The organism is Bacillus sp. CHD6a, from assembly GCF_001293645.1.
Lineage (GTDB): Bacteria > Bacillota > Bacilli > Bacillales > Bacillaceae_I > Sutcliffiella_A.
The window spans coordinates 1-22,172 of sequence record NZ_LBMD01000020.1 but is presented as its reverse complement, the minus strand read 5'-3'; the positions used below and the strand labels follow the sequence as shown (position 1 = coordinate 22,172).

Below are 22,172 nucleotides of genomic sequence, written 5' to 3'. Positions count from 1 at the left end.
AAATTAATAAAAACTTTACGTTATCAGTTTTTCAGTGGCCTCCTGCGTGCGGGTCTCAAGCTACCGCTACCTTTCACTCCAGTCACATGGGAGTTGTAATTTAACGGTAAAGACCTCCTCGTAAATTATTTCAATTATTTTCTGTCAATATATTGACCTTTTGCACATACGTTATATAATATATTTTATCCAATTAATCCGATTAATCTGATATGGATTATGTGAGAAGTGTAAAGTAGGTGCATAGGTTGTTTTTACAGATATCTGATATATCAAAAGTTTACACACAGCATAATGTTGAAAATAAAGTGCTTTCATCCATAAATGTTGACATACAAGAAGGGGAGTTTGTATCCATTCTTGGGCCATCTGGTTGTGGGAAATCCACCTTGCTTTCCATGGTGGCAGGATTACTAAAACCTACAGAAGGAGAAATCCGACTGAAGGGATTGGTCATTACAAAGCCAGGCAAAGACAGGGGGATGGTATTTCAACAGGCTGCATTATTTCCTTGGATGACGGTGGAAGAGAATGTGCTTTTTGCCATACGTGAAATGAAAAACAAGGAAGAAAGAGAGAAAAGAGCCCTTCATTACTTAAAAATGGTCCAGCTTGGCAGTAACCTTAAGCAGTATCCGCATGAATTATCAGGTGGCATGCAGCAAAGAGTTTCTATTGCCCGGGCACTTGCGATGGACCCGACTGTTCTATTAATGGATGAACCGTTTGGTGCATTAGACGAACAAACGCGGTTGAGACTTCAACAGGAACTAGAAACGATTTGGTTGCAGACGAAGAAAACCGTCTTGTTTGTCACACATAGTATTCATGAATCAATTAAACTGTCTGATCGAATCCTTGTAATGGGAACCCGACCTGGAACCATTATCGCAGACATAAAAGTAGAGGCGGTTCGACCTCGTTTACGGACAAATGAAGAGGTAGCACAGTTAGAGGCACAAATCAGTGCAATGTTAGAAAAAGAGATTGATAAGGTTGTAGAAGAGGAGTTGAGACGATGAAAGCAGGAGTTAAACGACTCATTTTCTTTGCATCCTTATTTATCATTTGGGAAGTGGTGGTGCTCATAATTGGTTGGTCGCCGGCTGTGATGCCGAAACCATCGAATGTAGCTGTGGCGCTATATCAGGGGTTTATGGATAAAACATTGCTCTATGATTTAGCAGCGAGCTTTAAGCGCCTTGGAGTGGGGCTTCTTTTGTCTCTTATTATAGGAACCCTGCTTGGAATTTGGCTTGCGAAGTCGAAGACAGCAGATGAAACAGTGGGGATGCTTGTCCTTGCTCTGCAAAGTGTACCAAGTATTGTGTGGTTGCCTTTAGCAATCATATGGTTCGGTTTTAACGAGACGGCTATCATCTTTATTGTAACGCTTGGTGGAACGCTCGTGATGACAATTAACATGAGGATGGGAATTAAAAGTGTTCCGCCTTTATATATCAAAGCTGCTTCCACAATGGGAGCAAGTGGGGTGGAGATGTTTTGGAAGATTATTTTACCTGCATCCGTTCCATATGCAGTGACAGGCGCAAGGCTTGCATGGGCGTTTGCATGGAGAGCGTTGATGGCAGCAGAATTATTAAGTATGGGACCTGGTCTGGGCTATACATTGAAATATGCAGCTGATTTTGGCCAGATGAGTTTAGTTTTTGGAGTCATCATTATTATTTGCGTGATTGGGTCAGTGGTTGATCTAGTTATCTTCCAGCGTTTTGAGAAAAATGTCATCAAACGGTGGGGCTTGGATTCATAAATATAGAGTATGGGAGGAAAAGAGATGAAAAAAGGTTGGTTGATTTTTAGTGCATTTCTTTTATTAGCAATGGGGGTCCTTTCTGGTTGTGGTTCCAGCACCAGCGGATCTAATGGCAAGGAGAAAGTTGTCATAGGGTATTTTCCAAATATCGATCATGTTCCAGCAATGGTGGCGCGTGAGAAGGCTTTATATGAAGAAGCCCTTGGCGATCAATATGAAGTGGAATACAAAACCTTCCCTGATGGTGGGGCATTTATGACAGCATTGAAAACAGGAGATATTCACGGTGGCTTAGTAGGACCGGGTCCTGCAATGAATAACTACGTAAGCGGAGCAGATGTGAGAGTGGTGGCGGGAGCTTCTTCTGGTGGAACAGTGATCATTGCTAGTAAGGAGAGCGGCATTACATCTATTGAAGGGCTTGATGGTGCTACATTCATTACACCAGGTGTTGGTTGTACGCATGATGTTCAAATGGAAACATTTTTACAAGATTATGGTTTATCTTCTGCCCGTATTGGGGGAAGTATGAAGCATGTAACAGGAAACCCTGCACAATACGCAGGGATGTTTGAAGCAGAAAGTGTAGATGCTGCGGCAGTTCCGGAGCCATGGGCTTCCTTGTTATCCATCGAGCACGGTGCGAACATTCTTGTTGACAGCAAGGATATATCCTTTGGTACTACTCTCCCTAACACAATTTTTGTTACAAGTGGCAAGTTGATTGATGAAAATAAAGATTTGGTACAAAAATTAGTGGATGCACACCAAGAATCAATAGACTTTATTTCGGAGAATCCGGAAGAGGCAAAAGAAATTGCGATTGCTTCTATTAAAGAATTGACAAACCAAGAACTTTCAAAAGAAGTAATTGATTCTGCTTGGGAAAGAATTCGCTTTACTCATGAAGTAGATGCAGAAGTCGTGCAGGAATTCGCAAACTCTTCCTTTGAACTTAAATTCTTGAAAGAAAAGCCTGATTTCAAAGATTTTATTGATTCACAATTTGTTAACTAGCATTTCATAAGAGTGTCGGGCTATAATGGTCTCGACACTTTTTTATGAGTTTGGAGGAATAAATTTGAAAAGAATTTGGCCATTATTGTCACTTGGAATCTTGCTAGCTTTGGCTGGGTGCGGAAGCAGCGAAGTTAATTTAGATGAGGAATTTTCTATGAAGCTTGTTGTAGAAGAATTAGAAGGTGTAAATCAGGACAAACAGGCCTTCTCGAGTTCAGAGCACGAAGGAGAATTTTGGCTGGCTAATTTTATCTTCACCAATTGTGATACAGTTTGTCCACCTATGACAGCAAATATGGCAAGGGTGCAGAGAGAAATGAAGGAAACAGGTGTTGAAGTTCCAATTGTATCTTTTAGTATTGATCCTGAAAATGATACTCCGGAAGCATTAAAGGAATATGGTGACCTATATAAAGCAGATTATCAAGCTTGGGACTTTGTCACAGGATATGATCAGGAAACGGTAGAGCGATTTGCGAATGTTTCGTTTATGGTACCTGCTTCCAAAGAAGAAGGTTCGGATCAGTATATGCATAGCACTAGTATATTCTTGGTGGATAAAGAAGGATTTGTTAGGGAGTCGTACAGTGGATTGGATGTTCCTTTAGAAGAAATTATGGAAGATTTAGAAAAAGTGACGGATTAACATAAGAATTACGTTTTGCCTTGAACACTCATATGATGTCATATGAGTGTTTTATATTTAGAAAAGCATGAAAAAGTATGGGGGAAAACGATGGAGATTACCAAAACTAACTGCCTGTCTAAAGAGGAATATCAAGAAGTGGTTTCGCTGTTAAAAATATGTGAAAGGCATGATTCATTTGATATAGGTGCCTGTCTACATCTATCCATGATACAAAAAGGGGACGACCAGCATCTTGATATTATCTTGACACGCGAGAAAAAAGAATTAGTTGGCTTTTTAGGGTTGTATTCATTTGTTGATCCAAAGAAAGTAGAACTTACAGGAATGATTCATCCTTCCTATCGAAATCAAGGGAAGTTCAGTAGGTTACTAGAACTTGCTAAGCAAATAACGAGGGCAAGGGATGCAAATGAAGTGCTTTTGGTTTGTCCGCTAAAGTCAGACGCTGCCATTCATCTCGCGTCAAAAATGGAAGCGACGTACATGTATACCGAATTTACGATGGAATACAAGGGCATTTATCATAAAAAATACAATTGTCCGGTAAACATGTCCATTAACAAAGCAGGTTTGGCAGAATCACATGTAATTATGAAGCTTTTTTCGGAAGGGTTTGATGTTGCTCCTGAAGATGAAAATGTAAAGAGACTTATTGAGAGTAATTTGACTAAGCTGGGATATGAGCTGATTTTTGTACAGATAGATAACAATCCTATTGCGACAATAACCATAAGTGAAGAGGAGGAATCAATGTATTTAAGCGCATTTACGGTCACTCCATCTCAAAGAGGAAATGGTTATGGTCGTGGCATCTTGGAGATGATCATACGCGACCTTATGGTTAGGTACCCTCAAAAATCAATAAGGTTGCATGTGAACGTGAAAAATGAAGGGGCAATAAGGCTCTATGAGAAAACTGGGTTCAGAATAGTGGATGGGTTTGATTACTATCTAGCCAAGTAAGGGTTTTCATCATTAGTAATGGAAGAGGTGGCAGCAATGGCTACCTCTTGTTCGTTACATTGATTTTTCATGTGAAGGTGATGAAAGTTGTTGTTTCGGAAGGTAATGTTCAACGAGTTGATCAAGGTAGTTAATTTTTTCAAGCGCAAGGTTTTTATCGATTTGTTTATAGTGGTGGTTTCCGCCTTTTTCTTCATCCATTTCATCCGCTAGCTTTACTACTTTTTGTAATGGACTTCTTTTAACGTCTATTTCAGGCAGGTAGGAATCTGTATGCAAAAGGATAGCTACAGCAATTTTCTTGGCGTTCTGTGGATTTTCTCCTAAGCGAATTAACAATTTGTGAGCGCGCTCTGCGCCTTTAATTGCATGAATATCATTTTCTCTGTAAAGCTCATAATCCCATTTTCCTTGTCGGTACCATTCATAATGTCCGATATCATGCAGAAGAGCTGCTTTCGTAGCCAAATCTACACTAACATTATATTTGAATGCCAAATGAAAGGCATGGTTGGCCACTTCTAAGGCATGTGCAACACCGGAGCGCTTTAAATATTTCTGAGTAATAGGGTGTGTAAATATATCGGTAAGTGTTACTTCTCTCATTAATATCTCCCTCCTATAAAAATGTGTTTCTTTATAGAATATCATATTTAGAAAGGAGTGTGCAATAAATGAGCACAATTAGATGACCTCATTTTCATATTTTTTTCTCATAGGGCGAAATGACAGGATGCTCTGTAACAGAAATCTCCTTTTTGTTTGGCGTAAATAACAAAAAGCAGTAACGGATTTTTCATTGATTTCCAATACCATAATGTTCCGTTGCGTGATGGATCCGTCCTTTGCCATATATATCATTTCTATTGGAGTCCGGGAAACTCTATAGGTGTCGAGTAATCGTTTCATCATATCATCTCCTTACATTTATTATATACGAACATACGTTTTATATTCAAGAAAAACACGAACGTATATTCTGGTTGTTTTTTGGTCAGTAAGGAATATACTTGAAATAGAAAGGAAGGTGATTTTGTGAAACCATCTACCACATTAAAATGGGTAACTGGAGGAATGGAGGCATTTTTAGCAATTCCGTTTCTAGGCGGTCTAACTGTGATGGGTTTTGGTTATTCACCATTAGGCCTTATGTTGATTTTACATATCATTACGTTGGTGTTTAGTGCAAAAGAAGGGCAGAAGTTTCACGGCAGCATCTGGGGAATTGTTACTTCTTTCTTGGGTTGGGTCTTTTTGCTTGGTTGGGTCCTGCATACTGTAACGGCGATTATTCTTATGATTGATGCTTTTGCTTCTGGAAGGAAAGAAAAGGGCGTGCAAGTATGACCGTTCCGAGTTTGGGGCGGTTTTTAGTTTATTGGGTGAACTCCGCTGTTGATCTCCGCAAAAGGCTTCGCTTTCCTAGGGGCGCTGCTGGAGCCTCCTCGGCTACGCCTGCGGGGTCTCCACCTAGCGCTATCTCCCTCAGGAGTCTTCGCCTTTTGCTCCAATCCACAGCTATAGATTCCGACTGATTTTGAGTTAACTCATTTGGTTTTTATTTTAGAAAAATGTTCTTTACAAACATGTGCGGACTATCTATAATAATATTTACAGTCGCATACGTGATCTGATAGTTCAGTGGGAGAACACTACCTTGACAGGGTAGGGGTCGGGGGTTCGAATCCCTCTCAGATCATCTAAAATGCTCCATCCTTTTTTATCAGAGGGTGGGGCTTTTTCTTTTAGCTGTTTTTTCTGGTAAAAAATAGGCTTTTTTCTGTAATCAGAATGGTTGACAATTATACCTGCAGGGGTATAACATAAAAGGAAAATGAATCGTATTGGAGGAGATGGTCGTTGGTCATTTCTGTTGCTTTATTATGCATGATAGTTTCTATTTACGTTTACAATAGATATGTTCCTGTATTAGGCGTTCCTTGCGTTAAGGATCTTGAAAATACATCCACTGTAAAAACTATTGATGTAAGAGATTATAACTATGTAGATGAACCCGTTCAGGCTGCAGTCAATATCCCTGTTGCTTATCTGCAACGTAACTACCAACAATTTCAAGGTGATAAAGTAGTTGTTCTTGCTTCTAGTCATATGGAAAAAAACATTAGTGTTCGTTACTTAAAGAAAAAAGGTATTGAAGTGATTGGATATAGGGTCATAGGTAATAGCTGTAAGTGCCCGAAGCTAAAAATGGTATAAGATGAATTGACAACTCGGAACATGAATTCCGGGTTTTTTTATACTCCAAAAAGGTAGGTGACTCTATTATCTGTCTATTTTTTTGTGATTGAGGAAATAACACAGTCACTTTCTAGTAAAGTGAATATACTTTTAATAGATTAGCAGAGGGGGTGAGAGTCGTGGGAGTTGTGTATGTAGAGTGCAAAGTGTGTTGCAAATTTAAGTGTAAATGCTTTAAGAGATGTGAGAAGGACTATGATATGGACTATGAAATGGACTATTCAAATCGAGGAAAAAGAAGCTGTGGTTGTAGTGCTGGTGCATCGCGTTATTACAGGTACAATGATTAATTGCTAGTAAGAGAATAGACGTGCGCTAAATGCGTTCGTCTATTTTTTTGTTTTAGTAGAAACGCACAAGCGTAATCTAGCAATTAACATATTATATAGTAGCTCAAGTAATAGGAGGTGATAATAGTGGGAATAGTTTATGTAGAATGTTGTGATAGAAAACGTTGTTGTTGCTGTTGTGATGATGATTGGGATAGATGTCCAAATCCGGTTAGGTGGAATGAAGGAGCAGAATGTGAGGGGTTAAGACAAGATCTGGCAAACAGGGGAGTAGTGACTGGAAACGGCCTACAGTTCAGGTTTTATAATCAAACGATGAAATATAGTGCTACTTTCTGTACTTTAGGTTTCAGAACACCTACGGTAACAGAGCTACAAGTAATTGCAACTAGTCTAACATCCGCTGAAATCGGTGGTACTCCATTATGTCCAATGGTAGTATGGGCTACAAACATGGGGAATCCTGTATTAGTTGAGGTGTTTCCTTCAACTGGAATTGTCCAAGAGGTAAGGACACCTTCAAGGTATTGCTGTGCATACCGTATTTGTATTGCGAATTAACAGATTATAGAGGTTAACAAAGAGGCTTCCCAAATGGAAAGCCTCTATTTTTCAAAATATAGATGATAATGTAGTTGGCAGCCTGGGTTAAAGGCAGCCTTACAAGTCAGGCAAATCGATTGACTGTTTAAGTACTCGTTTATGGTCAGTTCTGTTTTACAGTTCCCGCACAAAATTGCTTTCGCATCAAACTCATGTTTAGGCCAGACACTGGCGGGGTGATCTGCATGTTCTTCGTGACATTGATAGCAAGGGTAGTACTCCCCGCAACAATGAAATTTTATGGCAATGATGTCTTTTTCTGAATGATAATGCGTGCAACGTGTAAAACTATCAACTGTGGAACCGAGTACTTTAACAGTCATTCCATCTATCTCCTTATTTTGTAAAATTAATTAGGTTGCCAAACTATTTCACCAGACATATTTTCTTCATCTATTTCCACTTGAAAATCATGTTTTTCATAGAAGTGAACTAACCGATCTACATGATCCCAATCACGCTTTGCGATATCACCAGTAATACAATGGATATTCTGATCTTTGGCTACTTCTTTTAGATAATTCATGCATATTGAACCGTAACCCTTATTTTCAGGGCCTTTAATATCTCCAATGAAAATGGTGTCATCTTCTTTATATGTTGCTTGAATGGAGAAATCCCACTGGCCACGATAGGCAGATTCGCAATCGCTAAGCATAATTTTACATGAGTTATGGTCGTTGTTTGTGTAAACGACCACCCAGTTATCATCTTTCGTTTGATCGATGCCGATTACTTGCCATTTTTTGGCTATTTCTTTCATGTTTTCTTTCATACGGAACATTTGAATTTCTAATTCATCTAATTCCTGTTTGATTTCTTCTTTATCTCTTGTCTCTTCTTCGGCCATGAATAAGCTTGTGAAAGACATCTAATTCCCCCTAGTACATTATTTAAGCCATCTACAAATATAGTTATTTTCCGAGCAAAATTGACAATCAGCATTTAATTATACAGGTGTTTTACATATCTTTCAAACAACATGCAAAAAATAAAAGCAAGTCATCGCTAAGGATAACTTGCTTTTATCTTTTTTATTCGAATAAAGGCGCTAATTTAGTTGATGTATAGCGCAATTAGTAACTTGCTTCATCACAAGCATTATAAGCTGCCCAAGCTATATGGACATGATTTATAAATGACATAAAAGTATTATATTCGTTTGCCGCGGTATAATTCCATGGTAGTTTCCCTTACTTAAACAACGTAAGCCCTACCTCTCATACGTCCTTACGGCTCCTAGGCCGTGCCAGATCGATTAAGCCTCTGTGAAAAAAACTATATGGAACGCCAGTGCATCCTTGTGACACGATTGTATTGCTTAAGAATGTCATAACGTTCTTCCTTTCTATATCAAGTTACTAATGTATTGGGTGTATACCCAAACTAGTATTATACAACATATTTGATAAATGTCAAGTAGATAAAATAAAACTCGATTTTTGTAGGAAAAAATTTTTACAGAATTCTTTTGAAATTTGGTAAAATAGATAAAAGATATAGAGAAGTAGTTGAACAATTAATAGGGAGACTAGATATGTTAAGTCAAAACTTTCAAGATTTGAAGCATTCAACAAGTAGTGCAGAAGAATTCCTGAGAAACAATGAATTGGCTAATCTCATTCAGAATCAAGTCTTTGGAACCATCTTGAAAAAGAAGCTGGAACTATCTGAAAATGAGATGAGAATATGGATTGCAGGATGCTCCACCGGCCTCGAAGTCTACTCTTTGGCAATTTTGTTAAAAGAGACGATAGAATCTATGCAGGATGTTTTCGATATGGAAATGGAATTTAAGATTTACGCTACAGACTTAGATTATGATTCTGTAAAGATTGCTGGTGCGGGAGTTTATCCTGATACGGCTTTTGAAAATGTTCCATCTGACATTCTGTATAAGTATTTTGATAAGAAGCAGGATTTTTATGTGGTGAAAAAATCGATAAGGGAAAATATCATATTCGCCCCTCACAACCTTGCAAAAGATCCGGGGTTTCAACATCTGGACTTTATCAGCTGCAGAAATGTCCTACATTATTTTCAGCCGACACAGCAACAGCGGATTATTTCTTCTTTCCATCATTCGTTAAACGAGAGCGGTTATTTGTTTCTGGGACAATCGGGTTCTATTGGAGAAAGCAAAGCACTATTTCAAGCAATCAATAAAAAGTGGAAGATATATATAAAGCAAGAGGTGGAAGGTCGTAACCGCAGTGAAGACGCAGGCCTACATGCATTACAAGAAAAAAGTCAAGAAGAGAAAGAGTTGCAATTATTAAATGAACAACTGAACCAAGCAAAGGAGCGTATTGCAAATCTACAAGGAAAGCTTGAGGACATTCATCTCAAATATGAGGATAAGTACGAAACGCTAAAAATCGATTCGTACCATCCCATACTTTTCGTTAAAGGGCTGCTCCAAATTATTAAAAAGCAGGAGTTCTACAAAGAAGAATACGCAGCCGCTATGCTTAAAGAAATGAACAAGCTTGAGTTGGCAATTGAAAGCTTTTTATTAGATGACCAATAAGCACAAGAAAACCCCCGTCAAATCATCGACGGGGGTTAAATTATTTTCATTATTATTTAGAACGAATAAGCTCTTTGATATCTTCTAGTTCCGACTGGATTAGTTTAATATATTCCAATTTCCCAACTTCGGATAAGTCATCTTGAATAATTCCAAGTAAATCATTGATAGTGGAAATCTTTCTTTCGGCTTGTTTTCGATGAAACTCAGAAGAAGTATCAGCTTCAGCATTTGTCGTAACAACTTCATTCCAATCGTTGTTCGCAAGCTGCTTCCGCCATTGTTGAAATTCTGACTGAACGTGCTGAAAGGCAGATGTTTCATTCATACAAACTAAATGAATAAGCTTCTCTTTGGGCTGATAATGAAAATAAACAGTGAACAATGTGGTGGGCGAATCTGTTGTTTTTAGGTTAAGCTCCATCACTCCAGGTGAAGGATTCGTTTTTAATTGCATTAGTTTTGCTCTACTATCCCAATCTACCAAGTCTAGGAAAGAAGTAACTGGATAGAAGATGCGGGTGACTGACTGGGATACATCAATAATTTTAAAGTCCTCAGTCAATTTAATATATGGGACGGGAATCCGGTACATTAAAGAAGCACTCCTTTATTGATAGTTCCGGCTTCCTTTCTATAATTTTCCAACCATTGAAAAAGGAAGGATGTATCCTTAGCAATGATAGTTTCCGCAGGACAGCATGACCGAAAGGCAGATTCCGCATGCAAGCGGCTTCCAACTATGAAAGTGGTGCCAGCGTTAATAGTTTGCAGTCTTTCCATTGTTTCTTTAAGTTTTGGGAGATGATGTCTAATAGATACGGATATACAGACAACGTCCGGCTTCCACTTTTTTAAGCTATATTCTGCATAGTCCAATGGAAGGTTGGAGCCAAGATCATATACATCCCAACCGAATTCTTCAAAAAGGGATGAGGCCATTTTCAGTCCCAAATCATGTTCTTCCCCTTCTACACAAAACAACATGGCACGCGGGGAAGGGGAATGTTCATCTATTGATCTATCATTTAATTTTTCTAAATGATATTTTGTTAAGAGCATCTCACATGTACCTGTTGCCAAATGTTCATGGGCAACAGAAATTTTATTTTCTTCCCACATTTCGCCAACACGATACATGGCGTCACGAAGGATAAAGTCATATACAAACGAACTATTGTAGCCCTGATCTACGGTATCTTTTACACAAGACCAACCGGATGCCACATTTTTATCGAGAAGGAATTGTGATAGTTTCTTGGAGATTTCATTCATTTGACTCCTCCTATTCCCACACAGTAATAATAATCAGTATACTATATTTTCCGTAAAATCAAATACTTCTTCCTTGAAATGCACTTATACATCTGTCAGATGCGCAGTTCTTGGATTAAAATTACCTTGACATTGGACTATACAAGACAAGAATTTTCTCTTATGCTTAATGGAGGTAAATATTAGTAGGAAAGGAAGTGTCTCCATGACTTATCAACCAACTGTACAAGAAACCTTTTCATTAATCAAAGAACTTGTTTCTATTCCAAGTCCTTCCGGAAATACAGAGAAGGTAATAGGTTTCGTTGGAAGGTACCTAAGTGAATGTGGGGTAGAAACTGTTCGAAACCGTAAGGGAGGCTTAATTGCTTCTATTAAAGGAACCAATGATAAAGAACATCGCATGCTAACAGCTCACGTCGACACACTGGGAGCTATGGTAAAAGAAGTAAAATCGAATGGTAGATTAAAACTGACCACAGTAGGAGGGTTTCGCTGGAATTCCGTCGAAGGGGAATATTGCCAAATTGAAACTTCCTCTGGAAAAACTTTCACGGGAACCATTCTCATGCATCAAACTTCTGTTCATGTATATAAAAATGCAGGAGACGCACCAAGAAACGATGAAAATATCGAGGTTCGAATTGATGAAAAAGTCACCAACGCAGATGAAGTAAGAGCTCTTGGAATTGAAGTAGGGGACTTTGTTTCATTCGATCCGAGGGTACAAATCACAGAAAGTGGCTACATAAAATCTAGGCACCTGGATGATAAAGCAAGTGTGGCAATTTTACTTAAACTTATAAAGCATATTCAGTCGGAGAAAATGACGCTTCCATATACTACACACTTCTTAGTTTCTAATAATGAAGAAATCGGATATGGGGGGAACTCCAATATTACTCCTGAGACCGTGGAATACCTTGCGGTGGATATGGGGGCGCTTGGTGATGGACAATCCTCAGATGAGTACACAGTATCTATCTGTGTTAAAGATTCGAGCGGTCCTTATCATTATGGATTAAGAAAACACCTTGTCGATCTCGCGAAGAAAAACGAAGTGGATTACAAAGTAGATATTTATCCTTATTACGGCTCAGACGCATCCGCTGCCATCCGTTCTGGTCACGATATTATCCATGGATTAATTGGCCCTGGCATAGAATCTTCTCATGCTTTCGAACGCACTCACGCAAGCTCGATTGAAAATACTGAGAAATTGATTTACCATTACTTGTTGTCTGAAATGGTGAAGTACTAAAGTGAAGAACGGCCCACGATTATTTTTTCGTGGGCCGTTTTATTATGTGAAATACTCAATCCGAGCCTGAGGAAAATAAGAATGGATATACTCAGACAATGTCTCTTTTATCTCGGTCGCTTCGTCCTTCGTATATACATACTTCCCGATCCCATAACGTCCCCATTTATACTGACGCTTTGCTTCGTCTAGCTCAAGCTTTGTCATCGGATAGTTTTGTTGAATAACCCTTTTTGCAGGTTTGGTAAAACGGTGTTGTATTAATTCAAATGTAAGGTCCTCAGTGGCATGTGCAGGAAGTTTATCATATAGTTTTTGGAATAGAGTTTTATATCCTTCTTCCCAACCTTCATGCAAGTAAATTGGTGCCACGATAAAACCGAGTGGATAGTTTGCACCTGCAACTTTTGCAGCTGCTTCAATTCTCAAATCTAAAGAAGATGTTCCGGGTTCAAAGTTTTTTATTACATAATCTGCGTTCACACTGAAACGAAACCTTGTTTTTCCGCGATGGTCCGCATCAAGCAAGTGATCGACATGATGAAATTTTGTCACGAATCGAAGAAGGCCATGTTCAGATTTACCAAAGTACTCAATCGCCTTTTTCAAAGAATGAGTAAGATGATCAATACCAACAATATCCGATGTACATGACGCTTCAAACCTCGTGATCTCGGGAGCACGTTCTTGCATATATTTATCGGCTGCGTCAAAAATTTCATCCAGATTAACATAAGTCCTGATATAAGGTTTGCTTCCCATAGTTGTCTGTAGATAACAATAATGACAATGGCCCATACAACCCGTGGCAAAAGGGATGGCATACTCAGCAGAAGGTTTGGATGAATCAAACTTCAGCGTTTTTCTTACCCCGACAACTAATGTAGATTTTGCCGTTCTGTATTTTTGAAAATCATTATCTCCTGGCAGGTTCCTAATTTGGTTATGGGAGGTGGTTTCACGGATTTCAAGTCCCATCGATTCAAATTTCTCTTTTAACTCTACCCCTAGTGGATAGTCAAGTGCTTTAGGTTCGATATATACAAGCTGTGGAACAAACGGTTTCATAAACAGCCCCCCTTTTTATCCGTATGTTGGTCCAAAATATTCATTATATAATGCTTCTGCTTCTTCTAATGAAGTAAAAAATACGAACTCATCCGATAATGGATAATACGTATCATAGAGAAAGATGGATAGCTGCCCTTGCTCATAAGGATTTGCCATGATACTTGCCTGTTGGATGGATGCGACATTCTGAGTGTGCGGATTACGGTAAAATAAGTACACTACATCTCCTTCTTGTAAGGAGGAAGAAGGAGCTTGTTGATATATGTCCATTTTAGTCACCTGCTTTTTATTGTATCTTCTCATATGAATCTAATTTTAGTGTTAAATGAATCGGGAATAATATCCTTGAGAAATATTGTAAAACTAATTTGTTGTGCTTAGACATTTTTATGAATATTTTGAAACTTTTTACATGGGTTATTCGTCTTACATATTAGGGAGAAATTGGAGGTGATCTCGCATTGAATCACGCAAATTTACGGCCCAAAAAAAGATCAAAACTTCGCATTTGGCTTGGAACCCAATTTTACATAGCAAAAAGATGGCTAGAGTGGAAGACAGGTAAGAAAATCTATACAGAAGAAATGACAGATGAAATATTGCCATATCAAGTTTTTATACATAAAACTCCTACGCTTAGAAAATTAAAGAATGTAGATATGTGGTACCAGTACAATAAGGTGATTAATCTGAAAATTGCCGTGCAGAAGTTAAATGGTTGTGTTATTCGACCAGGAGAAACTTTCTCCTATTGGAAGCTGATAGGAAAGCCGACAAAGAGCAAAGGGTATGTGGAGGGCATGGTTCTTTTTTATGGTACGTTTAAGCCAGGACTTGGAGGAGGGTTGTGTCAGTTGTCCAATCTTATTTATTGGTTGACATTGCACACACCGCTGACGGTGACAGAACGATACCGGCACAGTTTTGATGTTTTTCCTGACTCTAAAAGAACGCAACCTTTTGGCAGTGGTGCAACCTGCTCGTATAATTACCTGGATCTACAAATCAAAAATGATACAGACCAAGCTTTTCAGTTAAAGGTAAGAATAGAAGAGGACTTCTTGGTTGGAGAATGGAGGTCCGCAAATCCTCCACTCGTAAAGTATAAAGTGTATGAAAAAGACCATAGCATCACATCCGCTTATTGGGGAGGCTATTTACGTCATAATAGTATTCATCGCAAGGTGATGAATCTTCAAGGAATGGAAATCGCTGACCAATATGTAACTGAAAATCATGCTATTATGATGTATGAGCCGTTATTGGAAGCAACGAAACAGAGCGGCTAAATGACGTTATAAGGGTGTGTTGAAGGTGATTTCTATTCCTAAAGAAATGAAAGGCCAAATGATTAGCAGGATCCAGGCATATTTCAAAGAAGAACGAGACGAAGAGATTGGCGAGTTAGGTGCCGATTTGTTGCTGGACATCTTTATGAAAGAACTTGGACCGTACTACTATAATCAAGGGATTGCTGATGCGAAAGCTTTGATGGAAGAACGTTGGGGGTCCGTTGAAGAGGACATGGAAGCTTTGAAACGCCCTACTGGGAGCGGAAGGTACAGGTAAGATGATTGACGAGTTTCTACCTATATAATGCTGGTTTTGGAAAACAACCTTTTTGGCTTTTGTTTAGAGCTGGAGAGGTTGTTTTTTGGTTTTGGAATGATAAAAAATGTGTGCGGTTTATTTTAAAATCGCCAAATTCCGTTTTTGCTACAATTCTTGCTTTTTCCTTCATCAAGCTGCTAGAGCTATCCTTTAAGGAGGTCCACGTGAATTCGACATTGATCTCAAAAATCCTTCAGGGGTCTGACCCCTGAAGGATTTTTTTCTTATAACTCCAGAGAGTTTCTAAGTTTTGCTTTGTTGGTTTAGTGGAATGAAATGAGTATAGGTGGTGATGGTGTTGAAGGCGAATGTGTTGGTGATTGGGGGCGGTGTTGGCGGTTTGACGGTTGCGCTGAAGCTTGCGAAGTGTGGTGTTGGTGTTACGGTTGTGGAACAGGTTAAAGGGAGCCCACACATGTACAAGGGAGAATTAGTGCAGCCGAAGACGCTACAAATTTTCGAGAACAATGGCATTCTTCCTAAGGTGTTGCAATTTGGACATAAAATTAATCATATTGAGTTGATTGAGAAGAAGAAGCTGAAAAAACCAAACAAAAAACCAATTCAATCTATGAGTTATAACATACTTCCAGATCCTTATAACTATGCCATGATGATCCCCCATGAAACATTAAAAACTATTTTACTTGAGGAAGCGAAAAAGTATCCTTCTTTTAAATATATTCAACCTGGACGGTTCATCGGTTTTGATGGCAACAAGGCTAAGGTGAGAATGGATAAGGAAGAGGTACTATTTGAAGCGGATTATTATGTAAGTGCCGAGGGACGTAAGTCTAAGGTTCGTGAAACGATGGATGTACCGAAAAAAGAAAAGAAATATGATCATCATTTTCTGACTGTTACGTTTCCAAGGCCTGAAAGTATGAAAGAAGGAAAAATCATCTCTACGGATGATACCTTTCTGGGGCTTTTTCCTTTGCCAGACAATCTTGTGCGGAGCGTATATCTTATTCCAAAAGGCTCTTATAAACAGATGATTGAAGACGGCCTTGAAGCCTTTTACGAAAAATATTTAGAACTCTGCCCAGAACTGGATGGATTTGTTCAGAAGATAGATTCGTGGAAAAAAATTCAGCTCATGATTCCGGTGCATTATCATGTTTCTAATTATGTGAAAGGCAACATAGCTTTGCTTGGTGATGCGGCTCATAGTGTCCATCCGATGGCAGGTGAGGGTATGAATTTGGCGATTCAGGACGGAGATGTACTTGGAGAATTACTGTGTTGGATGTATGACAAAGAAAGACATTCTCCAGAATATCTTTCTTTTTATGAAAAAGTACGAAAACCAAGGGTTCGCCATGTATTGAAATTGAGTCACCTGTCCGCTTTGGCCTATTCTCGTCCTCTGAAATCTTTTGTGACGTGGAGAAGTAAAGTAATGGATCAACTGACAAACGATCCTGTTCTGCACACTAAACATATGTTGAATATTTCTGGCTTGGGCATATGGAAGGAATCCTTGGTGGATAGGGTTATTCAGTCTGGAGTTGTCCCAAAGAGAAAAGAACGCGATGAGCAGATTATTGACCGTCGTTATTTTTTTACAGAAGAAGAAGATTACCCATGGAGAAATAAGGAGGAAGCATAGGTATGATAAGTGAATATATGAGACTTTTTAAAGCACGAGGGTATATGAAGAGAAATTTGCCCTTCCTATATAGTTGGCATGCCTATGTTGGGTATGAGTTAGATCTATTTGAAGCTTTTAGAAAACCTAAAACAATCATGGAAGTGGCAAAAGAACATGAATTAAAGGAAGATCTATTGAAAAGATGGGTTGAAGTTGGTGGTGTTATTGGATATTTGAAAAAGAAATCCAAGGAACGTTATCAAACCGTGAAAAAGTTTATGGTACCTTCAAGTAAACATAACCCTCGTTCTACCGGGGTACTTTTAAAAGAGATGATGGAACTTCATATCCCTACGCTAATAAAGTATCCAAAAATGATGAAGACGGAAAAGAAAGAACTTTTCAATCAAAAAGAACATGGAATGGTTGTGGCGCAAACTTCTTCCCTTCTAGAACAGCTGGCTATTCCAAGAGTGATGAAGGTGATGAAAAAAGCTAAACCAAATACTGTGGTAGATGTCGGGTGTGGAAGTGGCGGTTATTTACTAAAGCTTTCTCAGAAGTTTCCTAAGGCGAAAATGCTCGGTATCGAGCTCAATGAAGACGTGGCAGAAGAAGCGAGTAAAAACTGTCAAAAACAAAGCCAGGTTGAAATTGTGTGTCAAGATGTTCATAAGTGGTCCCCGGAGGAAAAGGTGGATTTTGTTATGCTAAATAACATTCTACATTATGTCTCTCCGGAAGACCGGACGGAGTTATTTAAAAAAATAAGTGATTGGTTGCCTCCTAAAGGGACATTGTCAGTGGTTTCACCTATTCACAAATCTAAACATGGGGGTCAGTTTTCGAGTGTATTCAACAGTTTTTTCACTGCATTTGATAATTTGTACCCTCTTCCTTCCGAGGATGATCTCAAATATCTGGCGAATGCAGCAGAGTTGAAAGTGGAAAAAATGCAGCCGGTTATCAAAGAAGGTGGCTGGTACCAAATCACCTTTACCAAATTAAAATAAATAGTGACAGTAGAGCTCAACTTAGGAAAATTTCTTCGTTGAGCTCTATTTTGTGGTGTAATAATCCTCTATTAGAATAGTTTTCCTTATCCTTCTAATATAAGGAAGGGTCGTAATAATCCCTTAATATACACGTTATTTACGTAACCTAAATGTTATTCTGCTGTTCTTTTAAACTATCTAAACCATGTTATGATAAGAACACTGAGTCAAATACATAGGAGGTATTTAGTATGAAAAAGAGCATGGTTTCTTTGGTGACGGCAGCTGCCCTTGCAGGCACCTTTAGTTTTGGTGCAAATGCCTCTGCCGCAGAAGTTACGGTAAAGAAAGGCGACACGCTTTGGGATATCGCTAAAGCGAACAATATATCAGTAGAAGAAATTAAAGAGTGGAACGGTCTGTCAAACGATGTAATCCACCCACAAGATCAATTGAAAGTGGCGTTATCTGAACGCTACAAAATCGAAAATGGTGACACATTATGGGGAATTTCTCAAAACTATGAAGGTGTTACTTATCAAAAATTGGCAGAGTGGAATTCCATTTCCAACCCTGATTTAATTTATGCAGGGGACGAGCTGGTAGTCTATGTCGATGGAAATCCAGTGCCTGTAGAGGCTCCTGTAAAGAAAGAAGCACCGGCTGAGGAGCCTGTAACAGAGGAACCAGCAGAAGAAGCACCGGCTGAGGAACCTGTAACAGAAGAGCCAGCAGAAGAAGCACCGGCTGAGGAGCCTGTAACAGAGGAACCAGCAGAAGAAGCACCGGCTGAGGAACCTGTAACAGAAGAACCAGCAGAAGAAGCACCAGCTGAGGAGCCTGTTACAGAAGAGCCAGCAGAGGAAGAAACGGCTGCTGACCAAGAGGTAGCACAAGAATTAACAATGACAGCTACTGCTTATACAGCAAGTTGTGAAGGTTGCTCTGGTATCACTGCAACAGGAATTAACCTGTTGGAAAACCCTGATATGAAAGTTATTTCTGTTGACCCAGATGTTATTCCTTTAGGATCAAAAGTATGGGTAGAAGGCTATGGTGAGGCAATTGCTGGAGATACTGGTGGAGCAATCAAAGGAAACAAGATTGATATCTTCATTCCGGACAAGCAAGATGCTATTAACTATGGTGTTCAAGAGGTCCAAGTAAAAGTATATAAATGATAGATTGATAGGGGCTGCTCGATGTCATCGGGTGGCCTCTTTTTCTATGGGTAAGTTAAGGGATTGATTTCCACGCTTGGACACTTTTAACGTTTTATGTAGTAGCAGAAGTGGAATAAGTTAGTAGGCCAACTTATGACACAAACGAGGCGATTGAATGAATGTGAAAGAGGAAGCTCGATATTGGAAAGAACAGATTGATTTAAGGAAGGTATGGGCGCCTGCTCTGCTTATACTTGCCGGAATAGTTCTCATGATCACAGCAACTGCTTTGTTCTTTGAATTGGCAGAAGAAGTATGGGAGCAGGAAAAGCTTACATTTGACCATGTAATCATGGAATATTTTCAATCTATTGAAAGCGGTACATTGACAAGCATCTTAAGAACCATCACAGAAACAGGTTCCATTTGGTGGATAACGGCTGTGAGTGTTCTTACTGTTTTATTCCTTTGGTTGAAAAAACGTGATGTTCACGGTGTTGTTTTTTTCATACTTGCAATTGTGGGCGGTGGAATATTTATCTTTGTATTGAAATATTTTTTTCAGCGCGAACGGCCTACGTTTGCTCCAGAATATGACGGAAACGGATATAGTTTCCCGAGCGGGCATGCTTTGGGTAGTTTTATTTTATATGGTTTCATTATCTATCTAATTGGTAGAGAAAAACGCTTTTTTAAAATGAGGATGTTTGTGATTGGGCTGTTGTCTGTTCTTGTTATCAGTATAGGCATTAGTAGGGTCTACCTACAGGTTCATTATCCAAGTGATATTTTGGCTGGCTATGCCGTCGGAATGATCTGGTTAATATGTTGCATATTTTCTATGGAGTTGATGAAGGTTTATCGAGACAAAGATAAGCGTGCCTATCTCTCTAATCTGATTTATCATAGAAAATGAAATAGAACGGCCCCAAAAGGTCGTTCTATTTCATTTGTTCCTCCACTTCTTCATGGAATCTATCACTAACTTCATCAACATCTGTTGAATCGTATTCTTCTTGTAAGGCAGACTGTAGTTTTTTCATTACCATTGTTTGCTCGTATAAGTCTCTATCATAATTATGGTTTAACTCCTCAAGGGTCAATCCCAGTGCTTCAGCATACGCTTTATGCTGAGGAACTTCACTCTGGTCCGGCCCTTCCGTTATCCACGCATCTATTTCATTTTCTGAAACCGTCACGTTGTATTTATTTTCTGCTAAAGCCATAAAAGTTTCATAATACTTCTGATTATACTTTGCTTTTTTCAAGGCTTCCTCTTTAGTAAGGTCTCTTTTATTCATAAGTCTCTCATCGCCAATTGCGCGAATGACCCATTTTTCCAGTTCTTCGTTTTCAATCTCCATATCTTTTGCGCGATCTACAATATATTCCATAATGAGTTTATATTCTTCATAGGAAAGCTCGCTCCCAGCAAATAAACCGTCCAATGGTCCTGCTTCATTTGTCTCCTTTTGTTCCTGACATGCTGTTAACAATGATAGAGAACAGACGATAATAAAGATAATTAGTTTTTTTTTCATGATTTCTCACCTATAGCTTTTTTCTTTTATCCTACCAATAAACGATGAAGAGGGCAAAGCAAAGGGTAAGAGAGCAAGACAAATTGGGAGTGAGGACTTTGTTAAAATTTATCTCTACTTTTATGCTAGTGGCGATTATCGGCGTCATTGGCTATCATTATTATGATTATGTGGACGGAGGTTCCTTATTTTCTTCTACTACACTTGCAAGTGTGCAAGAAATAGAGCATCAAGAATTTGAAGATGCTGTCCTTTTTCAGGAAAACAGGGAAGTTAACACTTTGGAAGTTTTGGCAGAACAACATAAATATTTGAATAATGTAACTGGATGGGGAGGGGCCGACACAGTCGATCTTCGCAACTTGAAAACATCTGACGATTGGAAAGAACTTAAAGCTGCAGTCAATTGGATGCAAACGGAAGGTTTTGCCCCGTCCAAAGTGTGGAATGACATGGAAAATGCAAACGGACTTATTTTGCTAGTAGAACGAAACGATGACAGAATGGCATTGAAGTACTTGCACCGAATCTTTCATGATTTGGACGTAACGCTAAATGAAGTAACAGAAGAAGAAGGCGAAACAAACATATGGGGAGTAACCCATGCACTTGGCAATAACCGAGAAATTAGAAGAGTCAACAACTACTTGAAAAAGAATTTTTAAGGTAAGCTCCCGAAACGTAAATCAACGAGTAAAAGTTAAGTTGAAGCGGAAACGACAACCGCTTCTTCTTTTTTGCAAAAAATTCAAATAATTTGAAGAATTTTAAAGGGAATTTGTCCTTATCTGTAGAAATAGTTAGTGTTATGAAAGGAGAGAAGGAGGAATCCGTCGTGAAAATTACAGAATTTATGGGGAATAAAGTATGCACACTGATGATGGAATCAGAAGGACATAAAGTGAAGATTGAATTTATGTATTCCGAAATGCATCCAGAAATTCTTGACTACAGTTTCCGAATCAATGGTAATCCTTCCTTGCAAACTAGAAATGTCGTGAATGATCTTGCGGAAAAGAAAATGCAGGATTTGTTTTATCAATTAACTCAAAATGTCCTTTAGATGACTCTATTAGTAGAGTCTTTTTTTTTATGCTACTTTCTGTTAGACGCTGTTGATTACACAGTACGGCTTCGTTTTTCTTGGGACTCTGTTGGAGCCTTCTCGGCTACGCAGAAGCCACTGAAGATGTCAATGAATAATAGGGTGTTGTATATACACCGCTGTGGATTTCCGCAAATGGCTTCGCTTTCCTAAGTGCGCTGCTGGAGCCTTCTCGGCTACGCCGAAGCCACTGAAGATGTCAATGATTTGTAAGATGTTGTATATACACCGCTGTGGATTTCCGCAAATGGCTTCGCTTTCCTAGGGGCGCTGCTGGAGCCTCCTCGGCTACGCCTGCGGGGTCTCCACCTAGCGCTGTCTCCCTCAGGAGTCTGCGCCATTTGCTCCAATCCACAGCTAAATATCCACTACACATAGTATTTCTGTTTTTCAGTGGCTTAGCTACGCCTGCGGGGTCTCCACCTAGCGCTATCTCCCTCAGGAGTCTGCGCCATTTGCTCCAAT

Annotated in this window: 26 protein-coding genes and 1 tRNA gene; 19 read left to right on the top strand and 8 right to left on the bottom strand. The window is 39.1% G+C overall.

Annotation, left to right across the window (positions count from 1 at the left end; translation table 11 throughout):
* Positions 1–248: 248 nt before the first annotated feature.
* From AAV98_RS14620 to AAV98_RS14600, 5 genes are all read left to right on the top strand, one after another.
* A complete protein-coding gene (locus AAV98_RS14620) occupies positions 249–1,022 on the top strand; it encodes an ABC transporter ATP-binding protein (protein ID WP_060666290.1) in 774 nt (257 codons plus the stop codon).
* Positions 1,019–1,774, top strand: a complete 756-nt coding sequence (locus AAV98_RS14615) for an ABC transporter permease (RefSeq protein ID WP_060666289.1) — start codon at positions 1,019–1,021, stop codon at positions 1,772–1,774. The genes AAV98_RS14620 and AAV98_RS14615 overlap by 4 nt, the downstream gene beginning before the upstream one ends.
* Positions 1,775–1,798: 24 nt before the next feature.
* The gene (locus tag AAV98_RS14610) at positions 1,799–2,794 is read left to right on the top strand and encodes an aliphatic sulfonate ABC transporter substrate-binding protein (protein WP_060666288.1); all 996 of its coding nucleotides are present in this window, start codon (positions 1,799–1,801) and stop codon (positions 2,792–2,794) included.
* Between the two features lie 64 nt (positions 2,795–2,858).
* Positions 2,859–3,443, top strand: coding sequence for an SCO family protein (locus AAV98_RS14605; RefSeq protein WP_231687747.1), 585 nt, complete (start codon positions 2,859–2,861; stop codon positions 3,441–3,443).
* 90 nt (positions 3,444–3,533) lie between these two features.
* Entirely contained in the window at positions 3,534–4,409 is an 876-nt protein-coding gene (locus tag AAV98_RS14600) for a GNAT family N-acetyltransferase (RefSeq protein WP_060666286.1), read from the top strand.
* A gap of 54 nt (positions 4,410–4,463) precedes the next feature.
* On the opposite strand, the gene AAV98_RS14595 is transcribed toward AAV98_RS14600, so the two are convergent.
* Positions 4,464–5,015, bottom strand: coding sequence for an HD domain-containing protein (locus AAV98_RS14595; protein WP_060666285.1), 552 nt, complete (start codon positions 5,013–5,015; stop codon positions 4,464–4,466).
* A 429-nt stretch (positions 5,016–5,444) separates the two neighbouring features.
* On the opposite strand from AAV98_RS14595, the gene AAV98_RS14585 reads away from it, so the two are divergent.
* The 4 genes from AAV98_RS14585 to AAV98_RS14570 all read left to right on the top strand — a co-directional run bounded on the left by AAV98_RS14585 (position 5,445) and on the right by AAV98_RS14570 (position 7,519).
* Complete coding sequence (locus tag AAV98_RS14585; RefSeq protein ID WP_060666283.1) at positions 5,445–5,756, top strand: hypothetical protein; 312 nt, start codon at positions 5,445–5,447, stop codon at positions 5,754–5,756.
* A gap of 280 nt (positions 5,757–6,036) precedes the next feature.
* Positions 6,037–6,108, top strand: a tRNA-Val gene (locus AAV98_RS14580).
* 161 nt (positions 6,109–6,269) lie between these two features.
* Positions 6,270–6,626, top strand: a complete 357-nt coding sequence (locus AAV98_RS14575; RefSeq protein WP_060666282.1) for a hypothetical protein — start codon at positions 6,270–6,272, stop codon at positions 6,624–6,626.
* A 458-nt stretch (positions 6,627–7,084) separates the two neighbouring features.
* Positions 7,085–7,519, top strand: a complete 435-nt coding sequence (locus AAV98_RS14570; RefSeq protein WP_060666281.1) for a hypothetical protein — start codon at positions 7,085–7,087, stop codon at positions 7,517–7,519.
* A 44-nt stretch (positions 7,520–7,563) separates the two neighbouring features.
* Here AAV98_RS14570 and AAV98_RS14565 read toward each other — a convergent pair whose 3' ends face one another.
* Complete coding sequence (locus AAV98_RS14565; RefSeq protein ID WP_060666280.1) at positions 7,564–7,884, bottom strand: CHY zinc finger protein; 321 nt, start codon at positions 7,882–7,884, stop codon at positions 7,564–7,566.
* Positions 7,885–7,910: 26 nt separating this feature from the next.
* Positions 7,911–8,432, bottom strand: coding sequence for a GNAT family N-acetyltransferase (locus tag AAV98_RS14560; RefSeq protein WP_082380907.1), 522 nt, complete (start codon positions 8,430–8,432; stop codon positions 7,911–7,913).
* A 666-nt stretch (positions 8,433–9,098) separates the two neighbouring features.
* On the opposite strand from AAV98_RS14560, the gene AAV98_RS14555 reads away from it, so the two are divergent.
* On the top strand, positions 9,099–10,091 hold the full coding sequence (locus AAV98_RS14555) for a CheR family methyltransferase (protein ID WP_060666279.1): 993 nt from the start codon (positions 9,099–9,101) through the stop codon (positions 10,089–10,091).
* A 52-nt stretch (positions 10,092–10,143) separates the two neighbouring features.
* Here AAV98_RS14555 and AAV98_RS14550 read toward each other — a convergent pair whose 3' ends face one another.
* Together AAV98_RS14550 and AAV98_RS14545 are read right to left on the bottom strand one after the other, a co-directional pair.
* Entirely contained in the window at positions 10,144–10,686 is a 543-nt protein-coding gene (locus AAV98_RS14550; protein WP_060666278.1) for a hypothetical protein, read from the bottom strand.
* Entirely contained in the window at positions 10,686–11,366 is a 681-nt protein-coding gene (locus AAV98_RS14545) for a cobalamin B12-binding domain-containing protein (RefSeq protein WP_060666277.1), read from the bottom strand. The genes AAV98_RS14550 and AAV98_RS14545 overlap by 1 nt, the downstream gene beginning before the upstream one ends.
* Positions 11,367–11,571: 205 nt before the next feature.
* Between AAV98_RS14545 and AAV98_RS14540 the strand changes: the two genes are divergently transcribed.
* Positions 11,572–12,627, top strand: a complete 1,056-nt coding sequence (locus tag AAV98_RS14540) for a M42 family metallopeptidase (RefSeq protein ID WP_060666276.1) — start codon at positions 11,572–11,574, stop codon at positions 12,625–12,627.
* A 42-nt stretch (positions 12,628–12,669) separates the two neighbouring features.
* Here the strand turns inward: AAV98_RS14540 and splB are convergent, their stop codons facing one another.
* The gene (gene splB, locus AAV98_RS14535; RefSeq protein WP_060666275.1) at positions 12,670–13,695 is read right to left on the bottom strand and encodes a spore photoproduct lyase; all 1,026 of its coding nucleotides are present in this window, start codon (positions 13,693–13,695) and stop codon (positions 12,670–12,672) included.
* 15 nt (positions 13,696–13,710) lie between these two features.
* The gene (locus AAV98_RS14530; RefSeq protein WP_060666274.1) at positions 13,711–13,968 is read right to left on the bottom strand and encodes a transcriptional regulator SplA domain-containing protein; all 258 of its coding nucleotides are present in this window, start codon (positions 13,966–13,968) and stop codon (positions 13,711–13,713) included.
* A gap of 191 nt (positions 13,969–14,159) precedes the next feature.
* Between AAV98_RS14530 and AAV98_RS14525 the strand changes: the two genes are divergently transcribed.
* The 6 genes from AAV98_RS14525 to AAV98_RS14500 all read left to right on the top strand — a co-directional run bounded on the left by AAV98_RS14525 (position 14,160) and on the right by AAV98_RS14500 (position 19,977).
* Positions 14,160–14,987: a VanW family protein gene (locus AAV98_RS14525; RefSeq protein WP_060666273.1), complete on the top strand. Its 828-nt coding sequence runs from the start codon at positions 14,160–14,162 to the stop codon at positions 14,985–14,987.
* A 25-nt stretch (positions 14,988–15,012) separates the two neighbouring features.
* Positions 15,013–15,267, top strand: coding sequence for a DUF2164 domain-containing protein (locus tag AAV98_RS14520; protein ID WP_060666272.1), 255 nt, complete (start codon positions 15,013–15,015; stop codon positions 15,265–15,267).
* A 334-nt stretch (positions 15,268–15,601) separates the two neighbouring features.
* A complete protein-coding gene (locus AAV98_RS14515) occupies positions 15,602–16,921 on the top strand; it encodes an FAD-dependent oxidoreductase (protein ID WP_060666271.1) in 1,320 nt (439 codons plus the stop codon).
* A 2-nt stretch (positions 16,922–16,923) separates the two neighbouring features.
* Complete coding sequence (locus tag AAV98_RS14510; protein WP_060666270.1) at positions 16,924–17,916, top strand: class I SAM-dependent methyltransferase; 993 nt, start codon at positions 16,924–16,926, stop codon at positions 17,914–17,916.
* Between the two features lie 233 nt (positions 17,917–18,149).
* Positions 18,150–19,079 (top strand): 3D domain-containing protein, encoded by a 930-nt coding sequence (locus AAV98_RS14505; protein ID WP_060666269.1) that lies wholly within the window; start codon positions 18,150–18,152, stop codon positions 19,077–19,079.
* Positions 19,080–19,236: 157 nt separating this feature from the next.
* Positions 19,237–19,977 (top strand): phosphatase PAP2 family protein, encoded by a 741-nt coding sequence (locus AAV98_RS14500; protein ID WP_060666268.1) that lies wholly within the window; start codon positions 19,237–19,239, stop codon positions 19,975–19,977.
* Positions 19,978–20,002: 25 nt separating this feature from the next.
* Here the strand turns inward: AAV98_RS14500 and AAV98_RS14495 are convergent, their stop codons facing one another.
* A complete protein-coding gene (locus tag AAV98_RS14495) occupies positions 20,003–20,602 on the bottom strand; it encodes a hypothetical protein (RefSeq protein ID WP_060666267.1) in 600 nt (199 codons plus the stop codon).
* Positions 20,603–20,700: 98 nt separating this feature from the next.
* Here AAV98_RS14495 and AAV98_RS14490 point away from each other — a divergent pair, with 98 nt between their 5' ends.
* Both AAV98_RS14490 and AAV98_RS14485 read left to right on the top strand, forming a co-directional pair.
* A complete protein-coding gene (locus AAV98_RS14490; protein ID WP_060666266.1) occupies positions 20,701–21,267 on the top strand; it encodes a hypothetical protein in 567 nt (188 codons plus the stop codon).
* A 170-nt stretch (positions 21,268–21,437) separates the two neighbouring features.
* Positions 21,438–21,665 carry a hypothetical protein gene (locus AAV98_RS14485; protein WP_010192293.1) on the top strand — a complete coding sequence of 76 codons (228 nt, stop codon included), beginning with the start codon at positions 21,438–21,440 and terminating at the stop codon, positions 21,663–21,665.
* Positions 21,666–22,172 lie beyond the last annotated feature (507 nt).